Below are 24604 nucleotides of genomic sequence, written 5' to 3' on the forward strand. Positions count from 1 at the left end.
AAAGTGACAGGAGCGGTCGAAGTATGACGGAAACGCTGAATGGCAGGCATGTCGTGGTGACGGGCGGCACTGGGGCGCTCGGCGGCGCGGTTGTCGGCAGATTGCTGGAGCAAGGCGCGATCTGCCACGTGCCCAATGCCCACGCGGCGGCCCCGCCGCATTTTCCTTACGCAGCTCACGCCAGCGTGCATCTGGCGCATAATGTCGACCTGTCGGATTCGGCCAAGGTCGAAGCCTTCTACCATCAGGTCCCGGAGCTCTGGGCCTCTATCCACCTTGCCGGCGGCTTCACCATGGCGCCGGTCGAAAAGATCGAGTCGGCCTCCTTCGCCGAGATGATGGACACCAACGCCCGCACAGCCTTCCTGTGCAGCCGCGCCGCTGTGCGCTCGATGTTGTCGTCCAATACGGCCGGCCGTATCGTCAATGTCACCGCGCGCGCCGGGCTGGAGCCGAGGCGCGGCTCCGGCATGGTCGCCTATGCCGCGAGCAAGGCGGCGGTCGCGGCGATGACGGTGGCCATGGCCGAGGAGTTGAAGCACAAGGGCATCCTGGTCAACGCCGTGGCGCCCTCGACGCTCGACACGCCCGCCAACCGCGCCGATATGCCCGACGCCGATTTCGCCAAATGGGTCAGCCTCGAAGCCGCGGCGGAAGCGATCGCTTACCTGGCCTCGCCCGCAAACCAGGCCATGAGCGGCACGCTGGTCCCGCTCTACGGCCGCGCCTGACCGCACGGATATCCGACAAAGAAAAACCCCGCCGGAGCGATCCGGCGGGGTTTTGTTATTCGACGGGAAGGGCTTACGCAATTCAGGACGGAAAACCGCGTAGCGGTTTTCCTGGAATGCTCTAGTTGCCCTGCTTCTTCAGCGCCGCGCCCAGGATATCGCCCAGCGAGGCGCCGGAGTCGGTCGAGCCGTACTGGGCGACCGCTTCCTTCTCCTCGGCGATTTCCAGCGCCTTGATCGAGACCTGCAGCTTGCGGGTCTTCTTGTCGAAGGCGATGACGCGGGCGTCGACCTTCTGGCCGACGGTGAAGCGCTCGGGGCGCTGCTCGTCGCGGTCGCGCGAAAGATCGGAACGCTTGATGAAGGTCTCGATGCCGCTGTCGACCAGCCGCACGTCCAGACCGCCATCCTTCACGCCGATGACCTCGCAGGTGACGACGGCGTTCTTGCGCAGTTCGCCGCTGTTGGCCGCTTCGCCGACCGAGTCACGGGCCAGCTGCTTGATGCCGAGCGAGATGCGCTCCTTCTCGATGTCGACGTCGAGCACCTGCGCCTTGACCATGTCGCCGCGATTGTACTCTTCGATGACCTGCTCGCCCGGACGGGTCCAGTCGAGGTCGGAAAGGTGGACCATGCCGTCCACGTCGCCGTCCAGGCCGATGAACAGGCCGAACTCGGTCTTGTTCTTGACCTCGCCCTCGACCTGGCTGCCGACCGGATGGCTCGAGGCAAAAGCCTGCCACGGGTTTTCCAGCGTCTGCTTGAGGCCGAGCGAGATACGGCGCTTGGCCGGATCGACCTCGAGCACCACCACGTCGACTTCCTGCGTCGTCGACAGGATTTTGCCGGGGTGCACGTTCTTCTTCGTCCACGACATTTCCGAAACGTGGATGAGGCCCTCGATGCCCGGCTCCAGCTCGACGAACGCGCCGTAGTCGGTGATGTTGGTGACGGTGCCCTTGATCTTCTTGCCGATCGGGAACTTGGTGCCGATGTCCGACCACGGATCCGACTCGAGCTGCTTCATGCCGAGCGAGATGCGGTGGGTTTCCTGGTTGATGCGGATGATCTGCACCTTGACCGTCTGGCCGATGTTGAGGATCTCGGTCGGATGGTTGACACGACGCCATGCCATGTCGGTGACATGCAGCAGGCCGTCGATGCCGCCGAGGTCGACGAACGCACCGTAATCGGTGATGTTCTTGACGACGCCTTCGACCACCTGGCCTTCCTCGAGATTCTGCACGATTTCCGAACGCTGTTCGGCGCGGCTCTCCTCGAGCACGGTGCGGCGCGACACAACGATGTTGCCGCGACGGCGATCCATCTTGAGGATCTCGAAAGGCTGCGGGTTGTGCATCAGCGGGGTGACGTCGCGGATCGGGCGGATATCGACCTGGCTGCGCGGCAGGAACGCCACGGCGCCGTCGAGGTCGACGGTGAAGCCGCCCTTGACCTGGTTGAAGATGACGCCTTCGACGCGCTCACCCTTGGTGAACTTCTCTTCGAGGCGCACCCAGCTCTCCTCGCGACGAGCCTTCTCGCGCGACAGCATGGCTTCGCCAAGCGCGTTCTCGATGCGCTCGACATAGACCTCGACGGTGTCGCCGACCTTGAGGGAGGACTCCTTGCCCTTGGCGCCGAATTCCTTCAGCGGCACGCGGCCTTCGACCTTGAGGCCGACGTCGATGATGGCCATGTCCTTTTCGATCGCGGTGATCGTGCCCCGGACAACCTGGCCCTCGCCGGAATGGCCGGCGGTGAATGATTCTTCGAGCATGCTCGCGAAATCGTCGCGAGACGGATTAGCTACTGACATTGTTTCTCCTGGAATGCTCCGCGCGCTGGCGGAGCGGGCGCCGTGGGTTAGCGTTGCGTGAGCCTGCCGGCGTTCCGGGCTGAAGAGCCCTTGGCCGCTGTTCAGGCGGCAAGTCCGGCGCATGAAGAATGCTGGCAGGCTGGTTCGTGCCCGATATGGGGATTTTAGCCGCCGACGGCAACCGAAAACCCTTAGTCAGGCCTTGTTTCTCTTGGCAAGGACCTCGTCAACGATGGCCATCGCCGCCAGAAACGCGGCTTCTATAGCCATTTCGCTGGTATCAAGCAAGTGCGCGTCCGCCGCCGGCTTCAGCGGCGAGTCGGCGCGGCCCATGTCGCGCTCGTCGCGGCGCTCGATATCGGCGAGGATCGTCGCGAAATCGGCGCTGCCGCCCATGCTCTCGATCTCGGCCAGACGGCGCCTGGCGCGTACCTCGGCGCTTGCCGTGACATAGAGCTTGATGTCGGCATCGGGGCACACGACCGTGCCGATGTCGCGGCCGTCGAGCACGGCGCCCGGCGGCGCCTTGGCGAAGGCGCGCTGCTTCTCGACCAGGATGCGCCGCACCGTGGGAATGACCGCGACCTTCGAGGCCGCCTCGCCCACAGCATGCGCCGACAGCACCGTGCGGTCGAGGTTTGACAGGTTCACCTGCCGCGCCGCGGTTTCCGCCGCCGAGACATTGTCGAGCGGCAGGCCGAGTTCCAGCAGCTTGTGCGCCACCGCGCGGTAGGTGAGGCCGGTGTCGAGCAGGTTCAGCCGGTAATGGTCGGCGAGCCGGCGGGCGAGCGTGCCCTTGCCGGCGCCCGCGGGGCCGTCGATGGCGATGGTGAGGCCGGTCGTCATTCGAACCCTCGCTACAAGCGCTTCATCCCACCGGCGCTCGAATTCAGCCGCTGTAACTTCCGAGGCCCTGAATTGGCTGTCCGAATTGATCTCTGCGAGATCGGGGAAGCCTTCTGTCGAATTCCCTGTCCCGCCAACCTCAATATCCTCCGACCCATCAAGCGTGGCGCCGCGAATAGCAAAACCCACTGAGCCATCGGCATAGAACTCTATGGTCCGGTTCTGAAAATTGTCATCGGCGATTTCATACCAGAGGTGGGACGGCTCCTCTGCAATGTCATGTTGCCAATGAACGTAAACGTATCTCACTCGATCTCCGCGCCCAGTCCCTTCATCAGCCCCATGAACTCCGGAAAGCTCGTGGCAATCATATTGGCGTCGTCGATGGTCACTGGCTTTTCTGTCGCCAGCCCCATCACCAGGAAGCTCATGGCGATGCGGTGGTCGAGATGTGTCTTCACCGCCGTATCCGGTCCATTGGGATGGGCGCCCAGCCCCTTACCGCCGGGCCCGCCGCGCACGGCGAGCGAGGCCTCGCCCTCGGTGCAGTCGACGCCGTTGAGCTTCAACCCGGTGGCCACCGCTGACAGCCGGTCGGATTCCTTGACGCGCAATTCCTCCAGCCCCTGCATCAGCGTCTCGCCTTCGGCGAAGCTCGCGGCCACGGCCAGCACCGGATATTCGTCGATCATCGACGGCGCGCGCTCGGGCGGCACCACCACGCCTTTCAGTTCCGACGAGCGCACGCGCAGGTCCGCCACGTCCTCGCCGCCGGCATTGCGCGGGTTGAGGATGTCGATGCGCCCGCCCATTTCCTGCAGCGTCAGGAGCAGCCCGGTGCGGGTCGGGTTCATCAGCACATTCTCGATCACGATGTCCGAGCCCGGCACGATCAGCGCCGCCACCAGCGGGAAGCCGGCCGAGGAAGGATCGCCCGGCACGGCGATCGTCTGCCCGGTGAGCTTGCCCTGGCCTTCGATGAAGATATGGCGCACGCCGCGCTCGTCGGTCTCGACGGTCAAATTGGCGCCAAAACCTTTCAGCATCTTTTCGGTATGGTCGCGCGTCATCACCGGTTCGATCACCGTCGTGATGCCCGGCGTGTTGAGGCCGGCAAGCAGCACCGCCGACTTCACCTGGGCCGACGCCATCGGCACGCGATAGGTGATGGGCGCGGCATGCTTCGGGCCGTGCAGCGTGATCGGCATGCGGTCGCCAGGTGCTGCCTTCAGCACCTGCACGCCCATCTGGCGCAGCGGGTCGAGCACGCGGCCCATCGGCCGGCCGGAAAGCGAGGCATCGCCGATGAAGGTCGTCTCCATGTCATAGGTGCCGACGAGGCCCATGGTGAGGCGCGAGCCGGTGCCGGCATTGCCGAAGTCGAGCGGACCTTCGGGCTGCAGCAACGCGCCGTTGCCGGTGCCGCGGATCACCCATTCGGCGCCGTTCTTTTCGATATGCGCGCCCATCGCCTTCATGGCGGCGCCCGTTCGCATCACGTCCTCGCCCTCGAGCAGGCCGGTGATGCGGGTTTCGCCGGAGGCAAGGCCGCCGAACATGAAGGAGCGGTGCGAGATCGATTTGTCGCCCGGCACACGCGCGGTGCCGGCAAGGGCAGGTGATTTGCGGGCCGTGGCTGGCTTAGCGGCGGCGGAGTGAGACATCCTTGTCTTCCAAATGAAATGCCGGCTGGCCGGCTCGGTTCGTCATGGTGCGGCGGTCTCGTATCACGGTGCGTTGCAATGGTCATCCCCTTGTGCGAGGCCTTCGAATACGAGCATTTTACAATGCCGGCTTTTGGCTTTGACAGCGCTCAAAACTGCGGTTATGGGGTCCACTCTTTTATTGACGAGGCCTGCTGTGGCAAAAGCTGAACTTGGCACCAAGCGTGTCGACCCCGAAACGGGTCGGAAATTCTACGATCTCAACAAGGATCCGATCGTCTCGCCCTATACCGGCAAGAGCTATCCGCGCTCCTATTTCGACGAGGGCAAGATTTCCGCCCTCGAGGAGGATGAGGAAGTCGCCGAGAAGGAAGTAGACGCCGAGGAAGAGGACGGTGCCGAAGTCGTCTCGCTCGAGGAGGCCGACGACGAGGCCAAGGGCGGCGGCGACGATCTTCCCGATCTTGGCGATGATGAAGAAGATGTCGATCTCGGCGACGATGAGGACGACACCTTCCTTGCCGACGAAGAAGAAGAGGACGACGACGTCGCCGATATGATCGGCGTCGGCGACGACGATGACGAAGTCTGATTTCGTTTGCCGGCCATTTTGGCCTGTGATGAAAAAGCGGCCTTTGAAGGCTTGATCTTGACCGAAGGCGGCGCTAGAAGCCGCCAGCACTAAACGACGGCGCGGTTCCCAACCGCGCCGGATCTCTTCGCCGGAAACGGCGCCGGCCGACTGCCGGGAGTGGGGCCATAGCTCAGTTGGGAGAGCGCTTGAATGGCATTCAAGAGGTCGTCGGTTCGATTCCGATTGGCTCCACCAAACAGTCCTCTACGTTAATAAAATCAAATACTTAGAAGGGTCGGAAATGACCCCCTGATCCTTACTTCTGACGCCTTTGGGAGAGTAGGCCGGCTCCTGTGCCCTATGGGCCGGGAAGTTGCGGTTCTGTTCCCACCGCGCAACGTCCGCCGCTTGTAGGCGTTGTATCGATTGGAGGAGCCATGGCCACCCTAGTGCCGGCTCGTTGTTGACCAATCGGAGGCGCTTAGATGTCGAAATTCACAGAAGCCCTTGAACGGGGCAAGCAAGCGGACGGTCGTCAAAGCGCCCCTGCGAAAGAGCAAGTTGCTCCAGTGGACTTTGGCGCACAGGCCAGGGCTTGGCTAAACGACGTTGCGGTTGCTGCGCTGGAGGCGGCGAAGGCCGAGGTAGCAGAAGACGTAACGGTCGACGTAGACACAGAGCCGCTCCGCCAAGACGAAGCGTTAGCGCCAACCGTGCGGTTTCAAATTTACCGGAACGCAGAGGTGCAGGCCCCCGCCGGCAGGACGTTCACTATCAGCGTTGCGGTAAGTGGAGAGGTCTCGGTGTCTGCGCCAGGTGTGGTGGCGGAAAGCGTGGGGAACATAGCTGACATGTCGGATGAAAGGTTCCGCAGCTTCATTGCGAAGCAGATCGAGGCCGCCGCTAAGGGAAGCTAGGTACGCCAAAGGGTTTCCCGTTCGTGGGGCTTGGGAGTTGTTGGAAGCCTCATAGGCTCTCTTCCGTGTCAGGTAGTGCGGCATGATCCGTCATGACATCGCAGCCGATCTGGAAAGCGCAGCCAATCACATCGCCGACGTTTCTCGGGCGACCCTCAGGTGATGGGCCAATCCTTGTCGTACGCGCGACCGCGCTGATTTGAGACCGGGCCCTTCGGCGTCTTGGGCCTTCCGAGATCGCAAGGCAATTCGGTTAACAACCGCTGTTGTCCTTGTGGCCATCAGGCATAATTGTGGCGCAAAGTTTCGCCTCGGCCAACAAAGTTGCGTCTGCGTTCATCCCGCCGGTAAGGTCGGCTTTATTGAGGTTGGCGCCCTTGAATTTCACAAATTCGAGGTGGGCCTCGCGAAGATTGGCGCCTGTCAGGTTCGCTCCCGTGAGGTCCGCGCCGTGCAGCGAGGCATTCGACAGATTTGCGTTGGACAGGTCGGCATCGGAAAAGAGTGCGTTTGTCAGGACAACTCCGGACAGATCGGCACCTGTCAGCCTTGCGCCCTTGAAATTCACAAAGCCAAGGTTCGCTCCCTTCAAGTGGGCGTCCGTCAGGTTTGCATTCGTCAGGATTGCTCCCGGCAGATAAACATTCTCCAACAGTGCCTCGGACAAATCGCAGTCTGGGCACGATTTGTTGGTCTTGAGCAAAGCGATGGAGTTTTGATCGAAGGCATGTGCATCCAACAGGCACATTTCGAGAAGGGCCAAAGCCCCACCGGATTTTGCAAGCCACGAGGACATCATTTTATCCCTCTTTCAGCGGGGAGACGGCGTCAATAAATGCGGAGATGCTAATATGTTGACACCTTGTGCTCTATTACGAGCGTTGTCCATGGCAGTCGAAGCCGTTCTTGGTAATGCCGTCAGCGTCCTTGATGACTTGGGTCCGGTAGCCGTCGAACTTGACCTCATGGCCCCATTCACCACCCTTCGGCGGCTGTTCGACAAGCTCGGGCTCCATAGGGCGGACGAACGACGGCCGAACGGGGCTGGCGTCTTGGTGATCGGAGACAAAACAGCACCGTGGATGGGGAGAACGGCGCTGTCGCGGGCGCTTGGGGCGGACCGCGATATCTCGAAATCCGGCGGGTTTGGCGGCGACGACCTGCTCGCCTGATTGTTCGCTTGGGGTACGAACGATAGCGCCCGAGGAAATCCCTATGCCGGCAGCGGCAACTAGGCTAAGGGGCTTCCTGTCAGAGGGATGCTTATGAGAATTCCGGTTCTGGATGGGAAACTGGCGCGGGGATGGGTTCGATCCGGATTGCTTGCGCGACCAAACAATCTCTTGCCGATGCTTTGCATCGCGGCCGCTCTTGTTGCCTGCCAATCCACTCCGGACACACAGCCTGTTGCTAACTCGCAACCTGTTGCCGACCCGCAACCAGCTCCGGCCGCCATTGCTGCTCAAGCTCCGGCTTTGTCGAATTCGGCGGCGTTGGATCAAACGGTCGCGGTTGTTCCGCCCGGCAAGGGCGTACCGGCCAAATACGCCGCGTTCTCCGGCATATGGGCCGGGCAGCTCAACGGCATGTATGACGGCAAGCTGGCGGTCCTGACCGTGTCCTCGGGCGGGCAGGTGACGGCCAGCTACGCATGGGGCAACCTGGCCGACAACAAGCCAGGCGTCGCCGACGGCTCCGGCAGGATTTCCGGCAACACGTTGAAACTCGGGCGCCTGCCGAACGGCGCCGACATCACCGCCACGATGCCGTCGCCAGGAACGCTCAACGTTACCTATGCCTTGGCGGGGCAGACCTATACAGGCTCGTTCGCCCGGGTCAGCCAGTAAGCAAGCTTGGCTGTTAAGATCGAAGCGGGTCCCGCGTGATCCGCACGCACATCGGCGTTCCGATCTCGATGGCACGGCCGGTGTCGGTCAGCCGGCCGCTCGTCTCGTCGCGGGCGAAGATCGAGATGCGGTCGGCGTTCTGGTTGGCCGAAAACAGATGCCTGCCCGATGGCGTCACCGACAGGAAGGTCGGGTTGTCGACCTCGTCGGTCTCGGCAAGCTTTTGCACGGCAAGCGTCGCCTCGCCGAAAGCGTAGACGCCGAGGCCGACGCCCCGCGCGCCCTGGAAATAGGGCGCCTCGCGGTTGAGGCTGCCGACAAAGACAGGACAGGCGCTTTGCATCGATCTTCCTCCTAAGCAGGTTCCGCAAAAGTGTCCCACGGGTTTGCGAAGAGAACCTGCGAAAAACAACAATCCCTGAGCAGGCATTTGTGGGCTTGTCCGCGACTGCCTGCTCAGGGCCGGCGGCCCCTCCGCCTGCGCCGGCCGTCAAAAATTTCGCCGATCGTCGCTTGCAAGGTAATCCCATATGTGAAAATATTATTCACAAAAGAAAATTGACGGGAGGAAAGCGATCATGCATCTCGCCATCCGGCATCCTGGCCGGGACCGCTTGGCAGGCCGCGCGGGAACGTCTCGGAGCGAGGCATGAGCGCATTCTCGCCGACTGTCGGTGTCGCCTCGACGCACCCCGTCGACATGCCCGAGGCGCATGCCGACATCCCTGTCTGGAATTCGGAAAACTGGTTCTACGAGGACTGGCAGGTCGGCCACAAAATCCGCTCGCTCCGCCGCACCATCGCCGAGGGCGAAAGCCATATGTTCAATGCGCTGGTGCTGGATATCCATCCTTACGTGCAGGACCAGATGTTCGCCGGGAAGGAAGGCATCTTCGGCAGGCGGCTGGTGGCCGGCGCCTTCGTGTTCTCGGCCGGGCTCGGGCTGGTCGCCACCAATTGCATCAACGCCTTTTCCTATGGCTACGACAAGCTGCGCTTCATCAAGCCGGTCTTCATCGGCGACACCATCTACTCGATCCGCACCAACCTCGACAAAAAGCCGCGCTACCAGGACATGGGCCTGATCCGCGCCAGCTATGAAGTCTTCAAGGGTGAAGGAGAGCTGGTGCTCTACTGCGAGCATCTGCAGACGGTGAAATACAAGAACCCGGCCGATTTCGTCGGCAAGACAGAGAAGTGAACCGTGGCCGCTGAAAACGAACTTCCGCTTACCGGCCTCGTCGTCGTCGACATGAGCCAGTTCCTGTCGGGTCCCTATTGTTCGCTGCGCCTGCTCGATCTCGGGGCTCGCGTCATCAAGATCGAGCGGCCCGACGGCGGCGACCTGTCGCGCCGGCTCTATCTCAGCGACACCGAGATCGGCGGCGATTCGACAATTTTCCACGCCATCAACCGCGGCAAGGAGAGCCTGGCCGTCGACCTCAAGAACGAGGCCGACCTCGCCATGCTGTGCGCGCTGATCGCCAAGGCCGACGTGCTCATCCAGAACTTCAGGCCGGGCGTGATCGAGCGGCTCGGCCTCGACTATGAGCATGTGAGAACGATCAACCCCCGGCTCGTCTATGCCTCGATCAGCGGCTATGGCGAGGACGGTCCCTGGGTCAAGCGCCCGGGGCAGGATCTGCTCGCCCAGGCTCGTTCCGGCGTGATGTGGCTGAATGGCGACGAAGGGCAGGGGCCGGTGCCGTTCGGCCTGGCCATCGCCGACATGCTGGCGGGCGCGGCGTGCGCCCAAGGCATCCTCGCCAAGCTGGTGCGGCGCGGCATCACCGGTCTGGGCGGTCACGTCGAGACCAGCCTGCTCGAGGCGCTGGTCGATTTCCAGTTCGAGGTGCTGACCACGCATCTCAATGACGGTCGCCGCCTGCCGAAGCGCTCGTCCTTCCGCAGCGCGCATGCCTATCTCTCGGCGCCTTACGGCGTCTATCCGGCCAAGGACGGCTATCTGGCTATTGCCATGACGCCGATCCCGAAGATCGCCGACCTGCTCGAATTGCCCGAGCTCGACCCGTTCCGCGACAAGCCCGCGACCTGGTTCACCGCCCGCGACGAAATCAAGGCGATCATAGCCAGGCGTATAGCCGGGAAAACCATCGACGAATGGCTGGCCATTCTCGAACCCGCCGATGTCTGGTGCGCCAAGGTGCTGACCTGGCCGGAACTGATGCAAAGCGACGGCTTCACGACGCTCGACATGCTGCAGACCGTGACGCGCGAGGACAACGTCTCGATCCTCACCACCCGCACGCCGCTGCGCGTCGACGGCGCGCGCGCCAGGGTGGATCGCGCTGCCCCCCGCATCGGCGAGCACAGCGACAGGATCCGTGCGGAGTTCGGCCTGTGATCCGGTTGAAAGGCATGACCTGGAGCCATCCGCGCGGCTACGACCCGATGGTGGCGTGCTCGGCGCTGTGGAAGGAAAAGACCGGCATCTCGATCGACTGGGAAAAACGCTCGCTGCAGGATTTCGAGTCCTTCCCGGTGGAAGAGCTCGCCCGCGCCTATGATCTGATCGTCATCGACCATCCGCATGTCGGCCAGATCACCGCCGAAAAATGTCTGGCGCCGCTCGATGTGCCGGGACGCGAGGCGGACCGCAATGCACTCGCGCGGGCAAGCGTCGGCCGGTCCTATCCGAGCTACACCTGGCAGGGTCGGCAATGGGCTTTCCCGATCGATGCCGCCACCCAGGTGCAGGCCTGGCGGCCCGATCTGATCGAAGCCGCGCCGGCGATCTGGACCGAAGTGCTGGCGCTTGCCGAGCAGGGCCGCGTGCTCTTGCCGCTCCGGCCACCGCATTCGCTGATGTGCTTCTATACCCTTGCCGCCGATCTCGGCCGGCCTTGCGTGGTCGACGGGTCGGCTGACCTTGTCGATGGCGAGACTGGCGAAACCGCCTTCGAGATGCTGTGCGAGATCGCGGCACTTGTCGATCCCGCATGCCTGACCATGGACCCGATCGCGGTGTTCGAAAGGATGGCGGAAGCCAATTCCCGCATCGCCTGCGCGCCGCTGATCTACGGCTATGTTCCCTATGCGGTGGCGGGTTTCCGGCCGCACCGCCTCGCCTTTGCCGACATGCCTGTCGCCGGCGGCACCAGCCCGGTCGGCTCGGCGCTCGGCGGCACCGGCATTGCCGTCTCCGCCTTTTCCGCCGCGCGCGAGGCGGCAATCGACTTCGCCTATTGGATCGCCAGCGGCGACGTGCAGCGCGGGCCTTACGCCGCCGCTGGCGGCCAGCCCGGTCATGCCGCGGCCTGGGAGGACGATGCCGTCAACGCCGCGACGGGCGACTTCTATCGCGACACACGCGCGACGCTCGAAGGCGCCTGGGTCCGCCCGCGCCACGACGGCTACATGGCGTTCCAGCAGCGGGCTTCGGACCGCATCAATGAAGGCCTTGCCGGCAGGCAGGACGCAAGGAGCGTCGTCGCCGACATCAATCGCCCGTTCAAGGAAAGTTTCGCGCCGGCCGCCGCCGGGTTAAACCAGCCGCCACAGCCGGCGCGCATTGCCCGAAAGCAGGCGGGTCCGCTCTGAGTCGCTTGCCCCGGCCAACAGCGCATGGGTAGCAGCAACCCATGTGGTCAGCCCACCGCCCAACGTGCAAACCGGCCAGTCGCTGCCCCAGATCACCCGGTCCCAGCCGAAACACTGGATCGCGTGCTCGACATAGGGCTTGAGCGTCTCGACCGTCCAGGTCGCCGGGTCGGTATAGGCGACGACGCCGGAGATTTTACCGACGACATTCGGACGCTTGGCGATGGCTTCCATATGCTCACGCCACGGATGCTCCGCATTGCCCTTGATGTCGGGCACGCCGCAATGGTCGAGGACGAACTGGACGTCGGGCGCGAGGTCGGCCAGCGCCATCGCCTTCGGGATCTGATGCGGCAGCACCACGAGGTCGAAGGTCAGGCCGGTGCCGGCAAGCCGCTTGATGTTCTGGCGAAACAGTGCCCCTTCCGACAGATCGTCGGGCACGACATGCAGCACGCGGCGGAAACCCTTGACGAAGGGCTCGGCCTTGACCGTTTCCAGATAGGACTCGAAACCGGCCTCCTCGGGCCGGCACGAGGCGATGGCGCCTCTAAGCAGGCTGCCTGCCCGACCGGCGACCGACTTCACATAAGCCGTCTCGGCGGCGATGTCGGCGGGGTCGACATCGACCTCCATATGCAACACCGCTTCGATGCCTGAGCGCCGCGCGTCGGCGGCATATTCCTCATAGGAGAAATCGCGGTTCAGCGCCGGCACACCGGCCAGCCACGGATAGCGAAGCGCGCTCTGGTCGATGAGGTGCAGATGCGTGTCGATGATCATGGCGGCGTCTCCTCCCGTTGCGCCAAGCACTATCTCGCCTAAAAATTCATTATTCAAATAAGAAATTACTGCGATTGCGGCACATCGGATCCGGCGAGCTGCGAGAGCCTCGCAGCGGCGTCCTGCAAATGACGAATCGTCAGCGTGATATCGGGCGCCGTGGGCGCGTTGACGAGGGTGATATAGGGGATGGTCAACGCCGCGATGGCTCTGCCGTCCGGCCCCAGCACCGGCGTCGAAAGATTGTAGACACCGGCGGTCTGCAGCGACGCCATCATCTCGTAACCGCGGTCGCGCACCTGGTCGAGGCGGGCGAAGAACTCCGGCGTCAGGGCGAACTGTTCGGTGCTCTGCAGATGCTCGGCGATCATCATCTTGCGCTCTTCGGGCGAGCGGAAGGCGAGCAGCACATGGCCGGATCCGGTGTCGAACAGGCTGATATGCGAGCCGACGCGGATCGATATGCCCCAGTAACGCGGCGCTTCCTGCTGCGCGATAACCACGGCGGCGCCGCGGTCGAACACCACCAACTGGTTGGCCTGCCATGATGTTTCGGCCAGTTCTCGCATGATCGGCGTCGCGTAGGACACCAGCCGGCGCACCGGCGCGTGCAGTTGCGCGAGGCCGAAAAGCTTGAGCGTCAGCGAATAGCGGTCGCCGTCGATCTTGGTGACATAGCCGCGCCGCACCAGGCGGTCGAGCATCCGGTAGAATTCGTTCGGGCTGCGGTCGAGCCGCTTGGCGATCTCCGCCTGCGTCAGCCCGCCATCCACGCTCGACAGCAGTTCGAGGATATCCAGCCCCTTGTCGAGCGCCGGCGCGCGGTAGCGGTCCCCATCTTCTTCCTCTGCCACCTGCCCCTCCAGTGAATTTCGATCTGCATATATGCATGAACTTCATTTCGCTCAAAGCATAATCGGCTTGACCCGGGAATGAAAATGCTATTTGCATATGAATGAAGCTTGAGCGATCGGCTGCGCATCCGGCGGGCCGTCGCCGCAGGCTGTTGGGAGGAGAACATGACGAGACTGGTTCTAGGCATTTCCGCCGGCCTGGCTGGCCTGCTGCTGAGCGGCACGGCGTTTGCGGCCGATCTGCCCGGCAAATATCCGGGCGTGACGATCGACGCCAAGCTGATCGGCGGCCAGCAATATGAGAAACTCTACGAGCGCATTCCCGAGTGGGAGAAGCTGACCGGCGCCAAGGTCAACATCCTGTCGAAGAAGAACCACTTCGATCTCGACAAGGAGATCAAGTCGGACATCGCCTCCAACTCGATCACCTGGTGCGTCGGCTCCAACCACACCTCGTTCGCGCCGCAATATCCCGGCATCTACACCGATCTCGCCAAGCTGTTGCCGAAGGAAGAGATCGATGCCTTCGTCCCGGCCAACGTCGCCGCCGGCACGCTGGACGGCAAGCTGGTGATGCTGCCACGCGCCCAGTTCGACGTCTCGGCGCTCTACTATCAGAAGAGCCTTTATAAGGACGAAGCCAAGAAGAAGGCCTACAAGGACAAATATGGCGAGGAGCTGGCGCCGCCGGACACGTTCGACGAGATGGCGCAGCAGGCCGAATTCTTCGCCAGCCCGCCCGATTTCTACGGCACGCAATATGCCGGCAAGGAAGAGGCGATCAACGGCCGCTTCTACGAGATGGTGATCGCCGACGGCGGCGAATATCTCGACAAGGATGGCAAGCCCGCCTTCAACTCCGAGGCCGGCGTCAAGGCGCTCGACTGGTTCGTCAACCTCTACAAGGCCAAGGCCGTGCCGGCCGGCACCACCAATTATCTGTGGGACGATCTCGGCCAGGGCTTCGCTTCGGGCACGGTGGCGATCAACCTCGACTGGCCGGGCTGGGCCGGCTTCTTCAACGACCCGAAGTCGTCCAAGGTCGCCGGCAATGTCGGGGTCAAGGTCCAGCCCAAGGGTTCGTCCGGCAAGCGTTCCGGCTGGTCCGGCGCGCATGGCTTCTCGGTGACCGAGAACTGCGCCAACAAGGAAGCCGCCGCCTCCCTGGTCTGGTGGCTGACCAATGAGGACAGCCAGAAGCTGGAAGCCGCGGCCGGCCCGCTGCCCACCCGCACCAAGGTTTGGGAGTGGGACCTCGAGCAGGCGAAGTCCGATCCGTACAAGACCGAAGTGCTGCAGGCCTTCCAGGAAGCCGCCAAGAACGCCTTCCCTGTGCCGCAGACGCCGGAATGGATCGAGATATCCAACGCCGTCTATCCTGAGCTGCAGGCCGCCATCCTCGGCGACAAGACGTCGAAGCAGGCGCTCGATGAGGCTGCCGCCAAGGCAACGCAGATCCTCCAGGACGCCGGCAAGCTCTAAGCTTCCACCCCCCGCGGCCGCCTCCCCGCAAACCGGGGAGGCGGCCGCTCAAGCCTGCGCAAAATGTCATTACCCGGTTTCGGCCGCGGCTTGGTCATCTCACTTCGCTCACAGGGTCCCGATGAAGGGCTTCAAGCCATCCGCGCCGATACTGCTTCTGCTGCCGGCCTTCGTCGTGTTGGCGGCGGTGGTGCTCGTGCCGCTGCTTTTGTCGCTCTATTCCAGCTTCACGCCATTTCGCCTGACCAGGCCCGAAACCTTCTTCGTGCTGATCGGCTTCAGGAACTACGTCTCGATACTGAGCAACCCGGACTTCTGGTACGCTTTCGGCCGGACGGTGCTTTTGCTCACCGTCGCGCTCAACCTCGAAATGCTGCTCGGCCTCGGCCTGGCGATGCTGGTCGAGAAGGCGACGCGCGGCCAGCGCATCCTGCGCACGCTGATGATGTTTCCGATGATGTTCTCGCCGATCCTGGTCGGTTTCCAGTTCAAGTTCATGTTCAACGACAATATCGGCCTGGTGAACAATGCGCTGCAGTCGTTGGGCATCACGCAGGACGCCATCCCGTGGCTGATCGAAAGCCATCTCGCCTTCATCGCCATCTCGATCGCCGAGATCTGGTCGTCGACCTCGATCTTCGCCATCTTGATCCTGGCCGGGCTGCTCGCCATGCCCAAGGAGCCGATCGAGGCGGCGCGCGTTGATGGCTGCACGCCATGGCAGACCTTCCGCTATGTGACCTGGCCGTTCGTCATGCCCTTTGCCTACATCGCCATGACGATCCGCTCGCTCGACGTGGCGCGCGCCTATGACATCGTCAAGATCATGACTGATGGCGGCCCGGCCGGCCGCACCGAGCTGTTGTGGACGCTGATCGGGCGGACTGCCTACAGCGACGCGCGCATGGGTCTCGCCAACGCCATGGCCTATTTCTCGATCCTGCTCTCGATCGCCTTCACCGTCTACTTCTACAACAAGCTCGCCGCGGCGCGTGCGCAGATCGGCGCGGAGTGGTGACGATGGACGAGAACGCCTCCGCCCGCCTGATGCGCCGCGCGCTGACCGTCGCGCACCGCGTCGGCTTGTTCCTCGCCATGCTCCTGATCTGCCTGCCGGGCATCTGGATCGTGCTGTCGTCGCTGAGGCCCACGGTCGAGATCATGGCCAAGCCGCCGGTGTGGATCCCGCAAGAATTGTCCTTCGACGCCTACATCGCCATGTTCAGCGGCATCGGCAAGGGCGGCATTCCTGTGCTCGACTATTTCCGCAACTCGCTGATCATCTCGGTCTCCTCGACGGTGATCGCGCTGGCCATCGGCATGGCCGGCGGCTACGCCTTCGCGCGCTACCGCTTCCGCGGCAAGTCCGGCATGTTCCTCGGCCTGATGCTGACGCGCACCGTGCCCGGCATCGCCATGTCGCTGCCGCTGTTCTTCGTCTATGCGCGGCTCGGCATCATCGACACGCATTTCGGCATGATCCTCGCCTATGTGGCGTTGAACATCCCTTTCACCATCTGGCTGATCGACGGTTTCTTCCGCCAGGTGCCGAAGGACCTCGCCGAGGCCGCGCAGATCGACGGCTGCACGCGCTGGCAGGCCTTCTGGCAGGTCGAATTCCCGCTGGCCCGGCCCGGCATCGCCTCCGCCGGCATCTTTGCCTTTCTCACCTGCTGGAACGAGTTCGCCTTGGCCTCGCAGCTGACCCGCTCCGTCAATTCCAAGACGCTGCCCGTCGGGCTGCTCGACTACACGGCCGAATTCACCATCGACTGGCGCGGCATGTGCGCGTTGGCCGTGGTGATGATCATCCCGGCGCTGACCCTCACCTACATTGTCCAGAAACACCTTGTCGGCGGTCTCACCTCCGGCGCGGTGAAAGGTTGACTTCATGGCAACGGTTTCGCTGAAAAAGCTCACCAAGCGCTACGGCAACACCCAAATCGTGCATGGCATCGATCTCGAGATCGCCGACCGCGAGTTCATCGCGCTGGTCGGTCCCTCCGGCTGTGGCAAGTCGACGACCTTGCGCATGATCGCCGGTCTCGAGGATATCAGCGGCGGCGAGATCGACATTGGCGGGCGCATGGTCAACGACCTGCCGCCGCGCTCGCGCAACATCTCCATGGTGTTCCAGTCCTACGCGCTCTACCCGCATATGACGGTGCGCGAGAATCTCGGCTTCTCGCTCAAGATCGCCGGCGCGGCAAAGGACGACATGGACCGGCGCGTGGCGGAAGCCTCCGCCATCCTCGGTCTCGACGAACTGCTTGAGCGCCGTCCCTCGCAGCTCTCCGGCGGCCAGCGCCAGCGCGTCGCCATGGGCCGCGCCATCGTGCGCGATCCCGATGTCTTCCTGTTCGACGAGCCGCTCTCCAACCTTGATGCCAAGCTGCGCACGCAGATGCGCACCGAGATCAAGAAGCTGCACGCCAAGGTGAAGTCGACGGTCATCTACGTCACCCACGACCAGGTCGAGGCGATGACGCTCGCCGACCGCATCGTCATCATGCGCTCAGGCTATATTGAACAGGTCGGCACGCCGGACGAGGTGTTCAGCCGGCCCGCGACCCGTTTCGTCGCCGGCTTCATCGGCTCGCCGCCGATGAACCTGCACGAGGCGACGGTGAGCGACGGCAAGCTTGTCTTCAACGGCGGCGACAGCCTGCCTTTGCCTGGACAGTTCAAGTCGAGGACATCGGCCGGCGACAAGGTCGTGTTCGGCATCCGCCCCGATGATTTCTATCCGACCGGCCACGGCCTGAGCTCCGGCGGCGAAACCGAAGTCCACCGCGTCGAGCTGCCGGTCAGCATCACCGAGCCGCTCGGCAACGAGACGCTGGTCTTCGCCGAGTTCAACGGCACCGACTGGGTGTCGCGCATGCTCAATCCGAAGCCGCTGAAACCCGGCGACAGGATCGGCATGAGCTTCGACTTGAGCCGCGCGCATCTGTTCTCCGCCGAAACCGGCAAGTCGCTGAGGAGCTGACATGGCGAAAATCGAGAAAATCGAACTGCGCATGGTCGACCTCGTGCCGAAGGTGAAGCGCACGGACGCCATCCAAAGCTTCGTCAGCCAGGAAACGCCGATCGTCACCATCACCGATTCCGACGGCGCATCGGGCACCGGCTATAGTTATACGATCGGCACCGGCGGCTCGTCCGTGATGCGGCTTTTGGCCGATCATCTCGCGCCGCGCCTGATTAGCCGCGACGCCGACCAGATCGAGGCGATCTGGCATGATCTCGAATTCGCCACCCACGCCACCACCATCGGCGCCATGACGGCGATCGCGCTGGCCGCGATCGACACGGCGCTTTGGGATCTGCGCGCCAGGAAGCAGAACCTGCCGCTCTGGAAACTCGCCGGCGGCGCCAAGGACCGCTGCCCGCTCTACACCACCGAAGGCGGCTGGCTGCATATCGAGACGCAGGCGCTGGTTGACGACGCGCTTGCCGCGAAGGCCAAGGGCTTCACCGGCTCGAAGGTCAAGATCGGCAAGCCGCATGGTTCCGAGGACGTCGCCAGGCTGTCGGCGGTGCGCAACGCGGTCGGCGACGGCTACGAGATCATGACCGACTGCAACCAGGGCTTTTCCGTCGACGAGGCGATCCGCCGCGCCGAGCGGCTGCGCGAGCTCGACCTCGCCTGGATCGAGGAGCCGCTGCCGGCCGATGACATCGACGGCCATGTCCGCCTGTCGAATTCGACTGCCACGCCGATCGCGGTCGGCGAGTCGCTCTATTCCATCAGGCATTTCCGCGAGTATATGCAGAAGGGCGGCTGCAACATTGTCCAGGTCGATGTCGGCCGCATCGGCGGCATCACGCCCTGGCTGAAAGTCGCCCATGCGGCGGAGGCCTTCGACATGCCGGTCTGCCCGCATTTCCTGATGGAGCTGCATGTCAGTCTGGTCTGCGCCATCCAGAACGGCAAATATGTCGAGTATATTCCGCAGCTCGACGAGTTGACGGGCGCCAAGATGCGCATCGAGAATGGCAATGCGCTGGCGCCCAGCGAACCCGGCATCGGCATCGACTGGGACTGGGATGCCGTGAAGGCAAGAAGCATCGCCGAATTCACCACGGCGATCGTGAAATAGGGAGGCGGATATGCAGCGCATGGGAATGGTGCTGGGCTTAAAGCCCGAGAAGGTCGAGGAATATGTCCGCCTCCACGCAGCCGTGTGGCCGGACGTTCTCGCCATGATCTCGGCCTGCAACATCAAGAACTATTCGATCTACCTGAAGCGGCCGGAGAACCTCCTGTTCTCCTATTTCGAATATGACGGCACCGACTACGCCGCCGACATGGCCAAGATGGCCGCCGACCCGAAGACCCAGGAATGGTGGTCGGTCTGCATGCCTTGCCAGGAGCCGCTGGAAACGCGCAAGGAAGGCGAGTGGTGGGCGACGATGGACGAGGTCTTCCATCATGACTGATGCCTTCGATCCGGCATCGCTGGCGCAGTCGTGGCCGAAACCCTCGAAGCCGCGCCCGATCGTCACCTTCGGCGCCGGCTCGATCGTCGGCGACGCGCATTTTCCCGCCTACCGCAAGGGCGGCTTCCCGATTTCCGGCCTCTACGATCCGGATCAGGCCAAGGCGCAAAAGCTTGCCGAGACATGGGGCGTGACAGCGTTCCGTTCGGTCGAGGAAGCTGCGGCGATGAAGGACGCGATTTTCGACCTCGCCACGCCGCCCGGCCGCCACGCCGAGGTGCTGAAGGCTCTACCGGATGGCGCGGTGGCGCTGATCCAGAAGCCGATGGGCAACTATCTCGGCGAGGCAACCGAGATCCTCGAAATCTGCCGCGCCAAGCAACTGAAGGCCGCCGTGAATTTCCAGCTCCGCTTCGCGCCGATGATGCTGGCGTTGAAGGACGCGATTGCCAAGGGCTGGCTGGGCGAGGTCGTCGACTTCGACGCGCTTCTGGCGCTCGACACGCCGTGGCAGCTCTGGGAATTCCTGCTCAAGGCGCCGCGCGTCGAGATCGCCATGCATTCGATCCATTATCTCGACCTGATCCGCCAGCTTCTCGGCAATCCGCTGGGCGTGCACGCCAAGACGCTCGGCCATCCCAACCACAAGGTCGCGCAGACCCGCACCAGCGCCATCCTCGACTATGGCGACACGGTGCGCTGCGGGCTGTCGATCAACCACGACCACAAATTCGGGCGCCGCTACCAGGCCTGCGAGTTCCGCATCTGCGGCACCGAGGGTGCTGCCTATGTCAAGCTCGGCCTCAACCTCGATTATCCGCGCGGCGAGCCCGACATCCTGGAGATCCATCCCAAGGGCGGGTCCGATTGGATCAGCGTTCCGCTCGCCGGCGAATGGTTCCCCGATGCCTTTGTCGGCCGCATGGCCAATGTCCAGCGCTTCGCGTCCGGTGAAGACGCCGAGCTCGTCAGCTCCGTCGAAGACGCCTGGCACACCATGGCGCTGGTCGAGGCCGCCTATAAATCGAGCGCGGCGCCGGCGACGCCGCTGGCGGCAAAGCCGTAAGGCAGGACATGGAACAGACCACCTATTTCGAGGACTACCTGATCGGTTCATCCCGCCTCACCAGCGGCCGCACCATCACCGAGACCGATTTCATCGTCCATGCCGGCCATACCGGCGATTTCTTTCCGCATCACATGGACGCCGAGTTCATGAAGACGACGTCCTTCGGCCAGCGCATCGCGCATGGCACGCTGGTGTTCTCGGTCGGCGTCGGGCTGACCGCGAGCGTGATCAACCCGGTCGCCTTCTCCTACGGCTACGACCGGCTGCGCTTCATCAAGCCGGTCTTCATCGGCGACACGATCCGCACGCGCACCACCATCGCCGCCAAGGAGGACGACCCGAAACGGCCAAATGCCGGGCGCGTCATCGAACGCGTCGAGGTTTTGAACCAGCGCGACGAGGTCGTGCTGGCGGCGGATCACATCTACATCGTCGAGCGACGGCCCGGCTGAAAGACGGAGACAAGAACATGGCTGATATCACAGGCAAGGTCGTGGTCGTCACGGCGGCCGCGCAGGGCATCGGACGGGCAAGCGCCCTGGCTTTCGCAAAGGCCGGCGCCATCGTCCACGCCACCGACATCAACGAGGCAGCCCTGGCCGAACTTGGCAAGACGCCCGGGATTGCGGCGCGAAAACTCGACGTGCTGAACGACGAGGCGGTGAAATCCGCCTTCGCCGAGATCGGCCGGGTGGACGCGCTGTTCAACTGCGCCGGCTTTGTCCATGCCGGCTCAATCCTGGAGATGAAGGACGAGGACCTCGACTTTGCCTTCAATCTCAATGTACGCGCCATGATCCGCACCATCCGCGCCGTGCTGCCCGGCATGCTGGAGCGCGGCGACGGCTCGATCATCAACATGGCGTCGGTGGCGGGCGCCCCGAAGGGCGTGCCGAACCGCTTCGCCTACGGCGTGACCAAGGCGGCCGTGATCGGCCTGACCAAATCGATCGCCGCCGACTACGTCGCTCGAGGAATCCGCTGCAACGCCATCTGCCCGGGCACCGTCGAGAGCCCCTCGCTTCACGGCCGCATGCAGGCGCAGGGCGACTATGAGGCGGCCCGCGCGGCTTTCATCGCCCGCCAGCCGATGGGCAGGATCGGCACGCCGGAGGAGATCGCAGATCTCGCCGTCTATCTGGCCGGCGCCACCTACACGACCGGGCAGGCCTATAACATCGACGGCGGCTGGTCGATCTGAGGCCGTTTCGGCCGCCAGTTGCGTTACGAGGCAGGCCAGCTAAGAGGCAGCAATGACGAAAATCACGGACCTCAGAACCTTCGACCTGCGCTTCCCGACATCGCAAAGCCTCGACGGCTCCGACGCGATGAATCCGGACCCGGACTATTCGGCCGCCTACGTCATCCTCGACACCGATGTCCCGTCGCTGAAAGGCCATGGCCTCACCTTCACCATCGGCCGTGGCAACGAGATCTGCTGCGCGGCGATCGAAGCGCTGCGCCACCTCGTCGTCGGGCTCGATCTCGACTGGGTGAAAGAGGATCCCGGCCGTTTCTGGCACCATGTGACCGGTGACAGCCAGTTGCGCTGGATCGGCCCGGACAAGGGCGCCATGCATCTTGCGGTCGGCGCCGTGGTCAACGCGGTCTGGGACCTGTGGGCGAAGGAAGCCGGCAAGCCGGTCTGGCGCCTGGTCGCCGAGATGAGCCCCGAAGAGATCGTGCGCATCGTCGATTTCCGCTACCTCACCGACGCCATCACACCGGCCGAGGCGCTGGCGATCCTGACGAAGGCCGAGGCTGGCAAGGCGGAGCGCATCGCCATACTCGAGCGCGAGGGCTATGCCTGCTACACCACCTCGGCCGGCTGGCTCGGCTATCCGGACGACAAGCTCCGGCGTCTCTGCCAGGAGGCGATCGACGATGGCTTCAACCACATCAAGCTGAAGGTTGGCCGCGACCGCGAAGACGATATCCGCCGTCTGCGGATCGCCCGCGAGGTCATCGGCCCGGACCGCTATCTGATGATCGACGCCAACCAGGTCTGGGAGGTCGACCAGGCGATCGACTGGCTCAAGGACCTCGCCTTCGCCAAGCCCTTCTTCATCGAGGAGCCGACCAGCCCGGACGACGTCGCCGGCCATGCCAAGATCCGCAAGGCCGTGGCGCCGATCAAGGTCGCGACCGGCGAGATGTGCCAGAACCGCATCATGTTCAAGCAGTTCATCGCCGGCGGCGCGATCGACGTCGTGCAGATCGATTCCTGCCGCATGGGCGGGCTGAACGAGGTCCTGGCGGTGCTGCTGATCGCCGCCAAGTTCGGCCTGCCGGTCTGGCCGCATGCCGGCGGCGTCGGCCTTTGCGAATATGTCCAGCATCTGTCGATGATCGACTATGTCGCGGTGTCAGGCAGCAAGGACGGTCGCGTCATCGAATATGTCGATCATCTGCACGAGCATTTTTTGGAGCCCTGCGTGATCCGCGACGCCGCCTACATGCCGCCGACCGCACCTGGCTTCTCGATCGAGATGAAGCCGCAATCGATCGAGGATTATCTGCATCGCGCCTGAGACATGGCGCGGCCCGATTGCTTTCGGGCTTGCCTTCATCTGGATCGATCCCGGCTCGAGGTCGATCGTCGTTCGACCTCGCCCGAGTTGTCTATCCGGCGCTGACGGTCGGCGGCGTCTCCAACTGGTCGGCAACCGCCTGCCAGCAGTCGGCGAAATGGCCGTAGGCCGTCTTGATCTCGACGCCCACGGGAAGCTCGGGACATTCATTCTCGCCATTGCTGCCCCAGTTCACCCAGCCGGACTGGCGCCGCTGGACGATCTGGAAGGCGCCGGAAGGCTGCGATGTCCACCAGACCATGGCGCGGCCCGTGGCCGTGTCGAACTCCACCGTCTTATCGGCTGGGCCGGGAAATATCGTTTCGTGCTCGACCGCCGACACATCGACCGGCCGATCCGTCAGCACCCACTGGCGATCCGTGAGCTCGGCCTTCACATGCGATGCCGCGCGCACGCGCGCCAGCCGTTCACGAAGCTCGTCTTCGCCCAGCACGCCCTCCCACTGGCAGAACAGGCGCCAGTAGAGATCCCAATGGGCGGATTCGATGTCGCTGAGATTGGAACGGAATTCCTCGAACTTCCGGCTCTGGTTGGTCGAGCCGCTCACTGTTTCTGCGACCATGGCGACGAGTTCGCCGGCATAGGGGTCCCCCGCGCGGTAGCGCGTTCCGCCATAGGCGGCGAAGCGGTCGAAGACCAGCTTGCCCTTGCCGCCCTCGAACTCGTCGCCGACGGTGATCTTGTTGGTGACCGAGCGCCCGTTGATGACGGTCTGGAAGGGGTCGACCTGGTAGCGGCGCTGGAAGAAGGGCGTGCCGTGGGTAAAAACCCAGTCGATCGAGAAGCGCTTGCCCTTGAGCTCGTCAAGCAGCCCGTCCGGTATCGTGCCATGCATGCGGTAGTGGTGGAGGACTTGGCCGCGCTCCAGCGTCTCGATCTCGACGGTCGTATGTTCGGGAGGGTTGATCAGCCCGTTCTCGGGCGTGAAGAAAGGGCCGTAAAAGCCGCCGATGGCATTGTTGCCGGAGGGAAGCAGCTCGAAATCGTCGGCCAAGGACCGGAAGTGGCGGATACCCCATTTGGAGGAGCCGAGACCCTGGGCGGTGCCGCGGCAGAGCTCGAGATCGAAGGCCCCGGTATCGAGACGGACGAAGCAGTCGGCCTCCTTGCCTTGCAGCACCGTGATGCCGGGAATGCAGGCTGAACCAGGCTCGCACGGTTCTTCCAGCGTCAGCCGCAACTGGCCGCTGAAGCTCACGGTCGCGATGAAACGCGTTTCGCCTGGCCTTCTGTCTTGCGTCAGGCGCTGGCAAAGCACCCGGTTGCTGGCGTCGTCGCGAGCCCACCAGAGGGCCTGCGGCAGGTCCCCAGCGACGGAAAAGACGATCGGTTCGCGCTCGCGATGGCCGGCAAGGGGATCCGTGATGGCGACGGCAAGGGTCATGGAGAATTCTTCCAATTCAGAGTGTGAGCGGGAAAGGGC

26 protein-coding genes, 1 tRNA gene and 1 pseudogene are annotated in these 24604 nt (G+C 63.5%); 19 read left to right on the plus strand and 9 right to left on the minus strand.

Annotation, left to right across the window (positions count from 1 at the left end):
• Positions 1 to 23: 23 nt before the first annotated feature.
• The gene (locus WDX12_RS11470) at positions 24 to 731 is read left to right on the plus strand and encodes an SDR family NAD(P)-dependent oxidoreductase (protein ID WP_320294223.1); all 708 of its coding nucleotides are present in this window, start codon (positions 24 to 26) and stop codon (positions 729 to 731) included.
• Positions 732 to 852: 121 nt separating this feature from the next.
• On the opposite strand, the gene rpsA is transcribed toward WDX12_RS11470, so the two are convergent.
• From rpsA to aroA, 4 genes and pseudogenes are all read right to left on the minus strand, one after another.
• Positions 853 to 2550 carry a 30S ribosomal protein S1 gene (gene rpsA, locus WDX12_RS11475; protein WP_320294224.1) on the minus strand — a complete coding sequence of 566 codons (1698 nt, stop codon included), beginning with the start codon at positions 2548 to 2550 and terminating at the stop codon, positions 853 to 855.
• A 195-nt stretch (positions 2551 to 2745) separates the two neighbouring features.
• Positions 2746 to 3396: a (d)CMP kinase gene (cmk, locus tag WDX12_RS11480; RefSeq protein ID WP_434725612.1), complete on the minus strand. Its 651-nt coding sequence runs from the start codon at positions 3394 to 3396 to the stop codon at positions 2746 to 2748.
• A 78-nt stretch (positions 3397 to 3474) separates the two neighbouring features.
• Positions 3475 to 3705, minus strand: a pseudogene (locus WDX12_RS11485) (DUF6881 domain-containing protein); the annotation flags it as partial.
• A complete protein-coding gene (gene aroA / locus WDX12_RS11490; RefSeq protein WP_434724947.1) occupies positions 3702 to 5060 on the minus strand; it encodes a 3-phosphoshikimate 1-carboxyvinyltransferase in 1359 nt (452 codons plus the stop codon). The gene aroA and the pseudogene WDX12_RS11485, both read right to left, overlap by 4 nt.
• Positions 5061 to 5256: 196 nt before the next feature.
• On the opposite strand from aroA, the gene WDX12_RS11495 reads away from it, so the two are divergent.
• The 3 genes from WDX12_RS11495 (at position 5257) to WDX12_RS11505 (ending at position 6551) form a co-directional block, all read left to right on the plus strand.
• Positions 5257 to 5652 carry a TIGR02300 family protein gene (locus WDX12_RS11495; RefSeq protein WP_320294227.1) on the plus strand — a complete coding sequence of 132 codons (396 nt, stop codon included), beginning with the start codon at positions 5257 to 5259 and terminating at the stop codon, positions 5650 to 5652.
• A gap of 161 nt (positions 5653 to 5813) precedes the next feature.
• Positions 5814 to 5889, plus strand: a tRNA-Ala gene (locus tag WDX12_RS11500).
• Between the two features lie 230 nt (positions 5890 to 6119).
• Positions 6120 to 6551: a hypothetical protein gene (locus tag WDX12_RS11505; RefSeq protein ID WP_434724948.1), complete on the plus strand. Its 432-nt coding sequence runs from the start codon at positions 6120 to 6122 to the stop codon at positions 6549 to 6551.
• A 253-nt stretch (positions 6552 to 6804) separates the two neighbouring features.
• Here WDX12_RS11505 and WDX12_RS11510 read toward each other — a convergent pair whose 3' ends face one another.
• Complete coding sequence (locus tag WDX12_RS11510; protein ID WP_434724949.1) at positions 6805 to 7347, minus strand: pentapeptide repeat-containing protein; 543 nt, start codon at positions 7345 to 7347, stop codon at positions 6805 to 6807.
• Positions 7348 to 7438: 91 nt separating this feature from the next.
• On the opposite strand from WDX12_RS11510, the gene WDX12_RS11515 reads away from it, so the two are divergent.
• On the plus strand, positions 7439 to 7723 hold the full coding sequence (locus WDX12_RS11515; RefSeq protein WP_434724950.1) for a hypothetical protein: 285 nt from the start codon (positions 7439 to 7441) through the stop codon (positions 7721 to 7723).
• Between the two features lie 321 nt (positions 7724 to 8044).
• On the plus strand, positions 8045 to 8398 hold the full coding sequence (locus WDX12_RS11520) for a hypothetical protein (RefSeq protein WP_320294230.1): 354 nt from the start codon (positions 8045 to 8047) through the stop codon (positions 8396 to 8398).
• Between the two features lie 13 nt (positions 8399 to 8411).
• Here the strand turns inward: WDX12_RS11520 and WDX12_RS11525 are convergent, their stop codons facing one another.
• On the minus strand, positions 8412 to 8741 hold the full coding sequence (locus tag WDX12_RS11525; protein ID WP_434724951.1) for a beta-propeller fold lactonase family protein: 330 nt from the start codon (positions 8739 to 8741) through the stop codon (positions 8412 to 8414).
• Between the two features lie 306 nt (positions 8742 to 9047).
• Here WDX12_RS11525 and WDX12_RS11530 point away from each other — a divergent pair, with 306 nt between their 5' ends.
• The 3 genes from WDX12_RS11530 to WDX12_RS11540 are packed head-to-tail and all read left to right on the plus strand — an operon-like array spanning position 9048 to position 11959.
• Positions 9048 to 9599 (plus strand): MaoC family dehydratase, encoded by a 552-nt coding sequence (locus WDX12_RS11530; RefSeq protein ID WP_434724952.1) that lies wholly within the window; start codon positions 9048 to 9050, stop codon positions 9597 to 9599.
• A 3-nt stretch (positions 9600 to 9602) separates the two neighbouring features.
• On the plus strand, positions 9603 to 10763 hold the full coding sequence (locus WDX12_RS11535; RefSeq protein ID WP_434724953.1) for a CaiB/BaiF CoA transferase family protein: 1161 nt from the start codon (positions 9603 to 9605) through the stop codon (positions 10761 to 10763).
• A 14-nt stretch (positions 10764 to 10777) separates the two neighbouring features.
• Positions 10778 to 11959 (plus strand): extracellular solute-binding protein, encoded by a 1182-nt coding sequence (locus WDX12_RS11540; protein WP_434725613.1) that lies wholly within the window; start codon positions 10778 to 10780, stop codon positions 11957 to 11959.
• On the opposite strand, the gene WDX12_RS11545 is transcribed toward WDX12_RS11540, so the two are convergent.
• Both WDX12_RS11545 and WDX12_RS11550 read right to left on the minus strand, forming a co-directional pair.
• Positions 11903 to 12742: an amidohydrolase family protein gene (locus WDX12_RS11545; protein WP_434724954.1), complete on the minus strand. Its 840-nt coding sequence runs from the start codon at positions 12740 to 12742 to the stop codon at positions 11903 to 11905. The two genes, WDX12_RS11540 and WDX12_RS11545, sit on opposite strands and share 57 nt — an antisense overlap.
• Before the next feature lie 65 nt (positions 12743 to 12807).
• Positions 12808 to 13596 carry an IclR family transcriptional regulator gene (locus WDX12_RS11550; protein WP_320294235.1) on the minus strand — a complete coding sequence of 263 codons (789 nt, stop codon included), beginning with the start codon at positions 13594 to 13596 and terminating at the stop codon, positions 12808 to 12810.
• A gap of 165 nt (positions 13597 to 13761) precedes the next feature.
• Between WDX12_RS11550 and WDX12_RS11555 the strand changes: the two genes are divergently transcribed.
• The 10 genes from WDX12_RS11555 (at position 13762) to WDX12_RS11600 (ending at position 23121) form a co-directional block, all read left to right on the plus strand.
• On the plus strand, positions 13762 to 15078 hold the full coding sequence (locus WDX12_RS11555; protein WP_320294236.1) for an ABC transporter substrate-binding protein: 1317 nt from the start codon (positions 13762 to 13764) through the stop codon (positions 15076 to 15078).
• A 121-nt stretch (positions 15079 to 15199) separates the two neighbouring features.
• Positions 15200 to 16096 (plus strand): carbohydrate ABC transporter permease, encoded by an 897-nt coding sequence (locus tag WDX12_RS11560; RefSeq protein ID WP_320294237.1) that lies wholly within the window; start codon positions 15200 to 15202, stop codon positions 16094 to 16096.
• A gap of 2 nt (positions 16097 to 16098) precedes the next feature.
• Positions 16099 to 16965: a carbohydrate ABC transporter permease gene (locus WDX12_RS11565; protein ID WP_320294238.1), complete on the plus strand. Its 867-nt coding sequence runs from the start codon at positions 16099 to 16101 to the stop codon at positions 16963 to 16965.
• 4 nt (positions 16966 to 16969) lie between these two features.
• Positions 16970 to 18067, plus strand: coding sequence for an ABC transporter ATP-binding protein (locus WDX12_RS11570; RefSeq protein ID WP_434724955.1), 1098 nt, complete (start codon positions 16970 to 16972; stop codon positions 18065 to 18067).
• A gap of 1 nt (position 18068) precedes the next feature.
• The gene (locus WDX12_RS11575) at positions 18069 to 19181 is read left to right on the plus strand and encodes a mandelate racemase/muconate lactonizing enzyme family protein (protein ID WP_434724956.1); all 1113 of its coding nucleotides are present in this window, start codon (positions 18069 to 18071) and stop codon (positions 19179 to 19181) included.
• 10 nt (positions 19182 to 19191) lie between these two features.
• A complete protein-coding gene (locus WDX12_RS11580; protein WP_320294241.1) occupies positions 19192 to 19521 on the plus strand; it encodes an L-rhamnose mutarotase in 330 nt (109 codons plus the stop codon).
• Positions 19514 to 20587: a Gfo/Idh/MocA family protein gene (locus WDX12_RS11585; protein ID WP_434724957.1), complete on the plus strand. Its 1074-nt coding sequence runs from the start codon at positions 19514 to 19516 to the stop codon at positions 20585 to 20587. The genes WDX12_RS11580 and WDX12_RS11585 overlap by 8 nt, the downstream gene beginning before the upstream one ends.
• Before the next feature lie 8 nt (positions 20588 to 20595).
• Complete coding sequence (locus tag WDX12_RS11590) at positions 20596 to 21042, plus strand: MaoC/PaaZ C-terminal domain-containing protein (RefSeq protein WP_434724958.1); 447 nt, start codon at positions 20596 to 20598, stop codon at positions 21040 to 21042.
• Between the two features lie 17 nt (positions 21043 to 21059).
• Entirely contained in the window at positions 21060 to 21791 is a 732-nt protein-coding gene (locus tag WDX12_RS11595) for an SDR family oxidoreductase (protein ID WP_434724959.1), read from the plus strand.
• A 52-nt stretch (positions 21792 to 21843) separates the two neighbouring features.
• On the plus strand, positions 21844 to 23121 hold the full coding sequence (locus WDX12_RS11600; RefSeq protein ID WP_434724960.1) for an L-fuconate dehydratase: 1278 nt from the start codon (positions 21844 to 21846) through the stop codon (positions 23119 to 23121).
• Positions 23122 to 23212: 91 nt separating this feature from the next.
• Here WDX12_RS11600 and WDX12_RS11605 read toward each other — a convergent pair whose 3' ends face one another.
• Positions 23213 to 24565, minus strand: a complete 1353-nt coding sequence (locus WDX12_RS11605) for a hypothetical protein (protein ID WP_434724961.1) — start codon at positions 24563 to 24565, stop codon at positions 23213 to 23215.
• Positions 24566 to 24604: the final 39 nt, after the last annotated feature.

Source organism: Mesorhizobium sp. RIZ17 (assembly GCF_051127865.1).
GTDB lineage: Bacteria > Pseudomonadota > Alphaproteobacteria > Rhizobiales > Rhizobiaceae > Mesorhizobium > Mesorhizobium humile.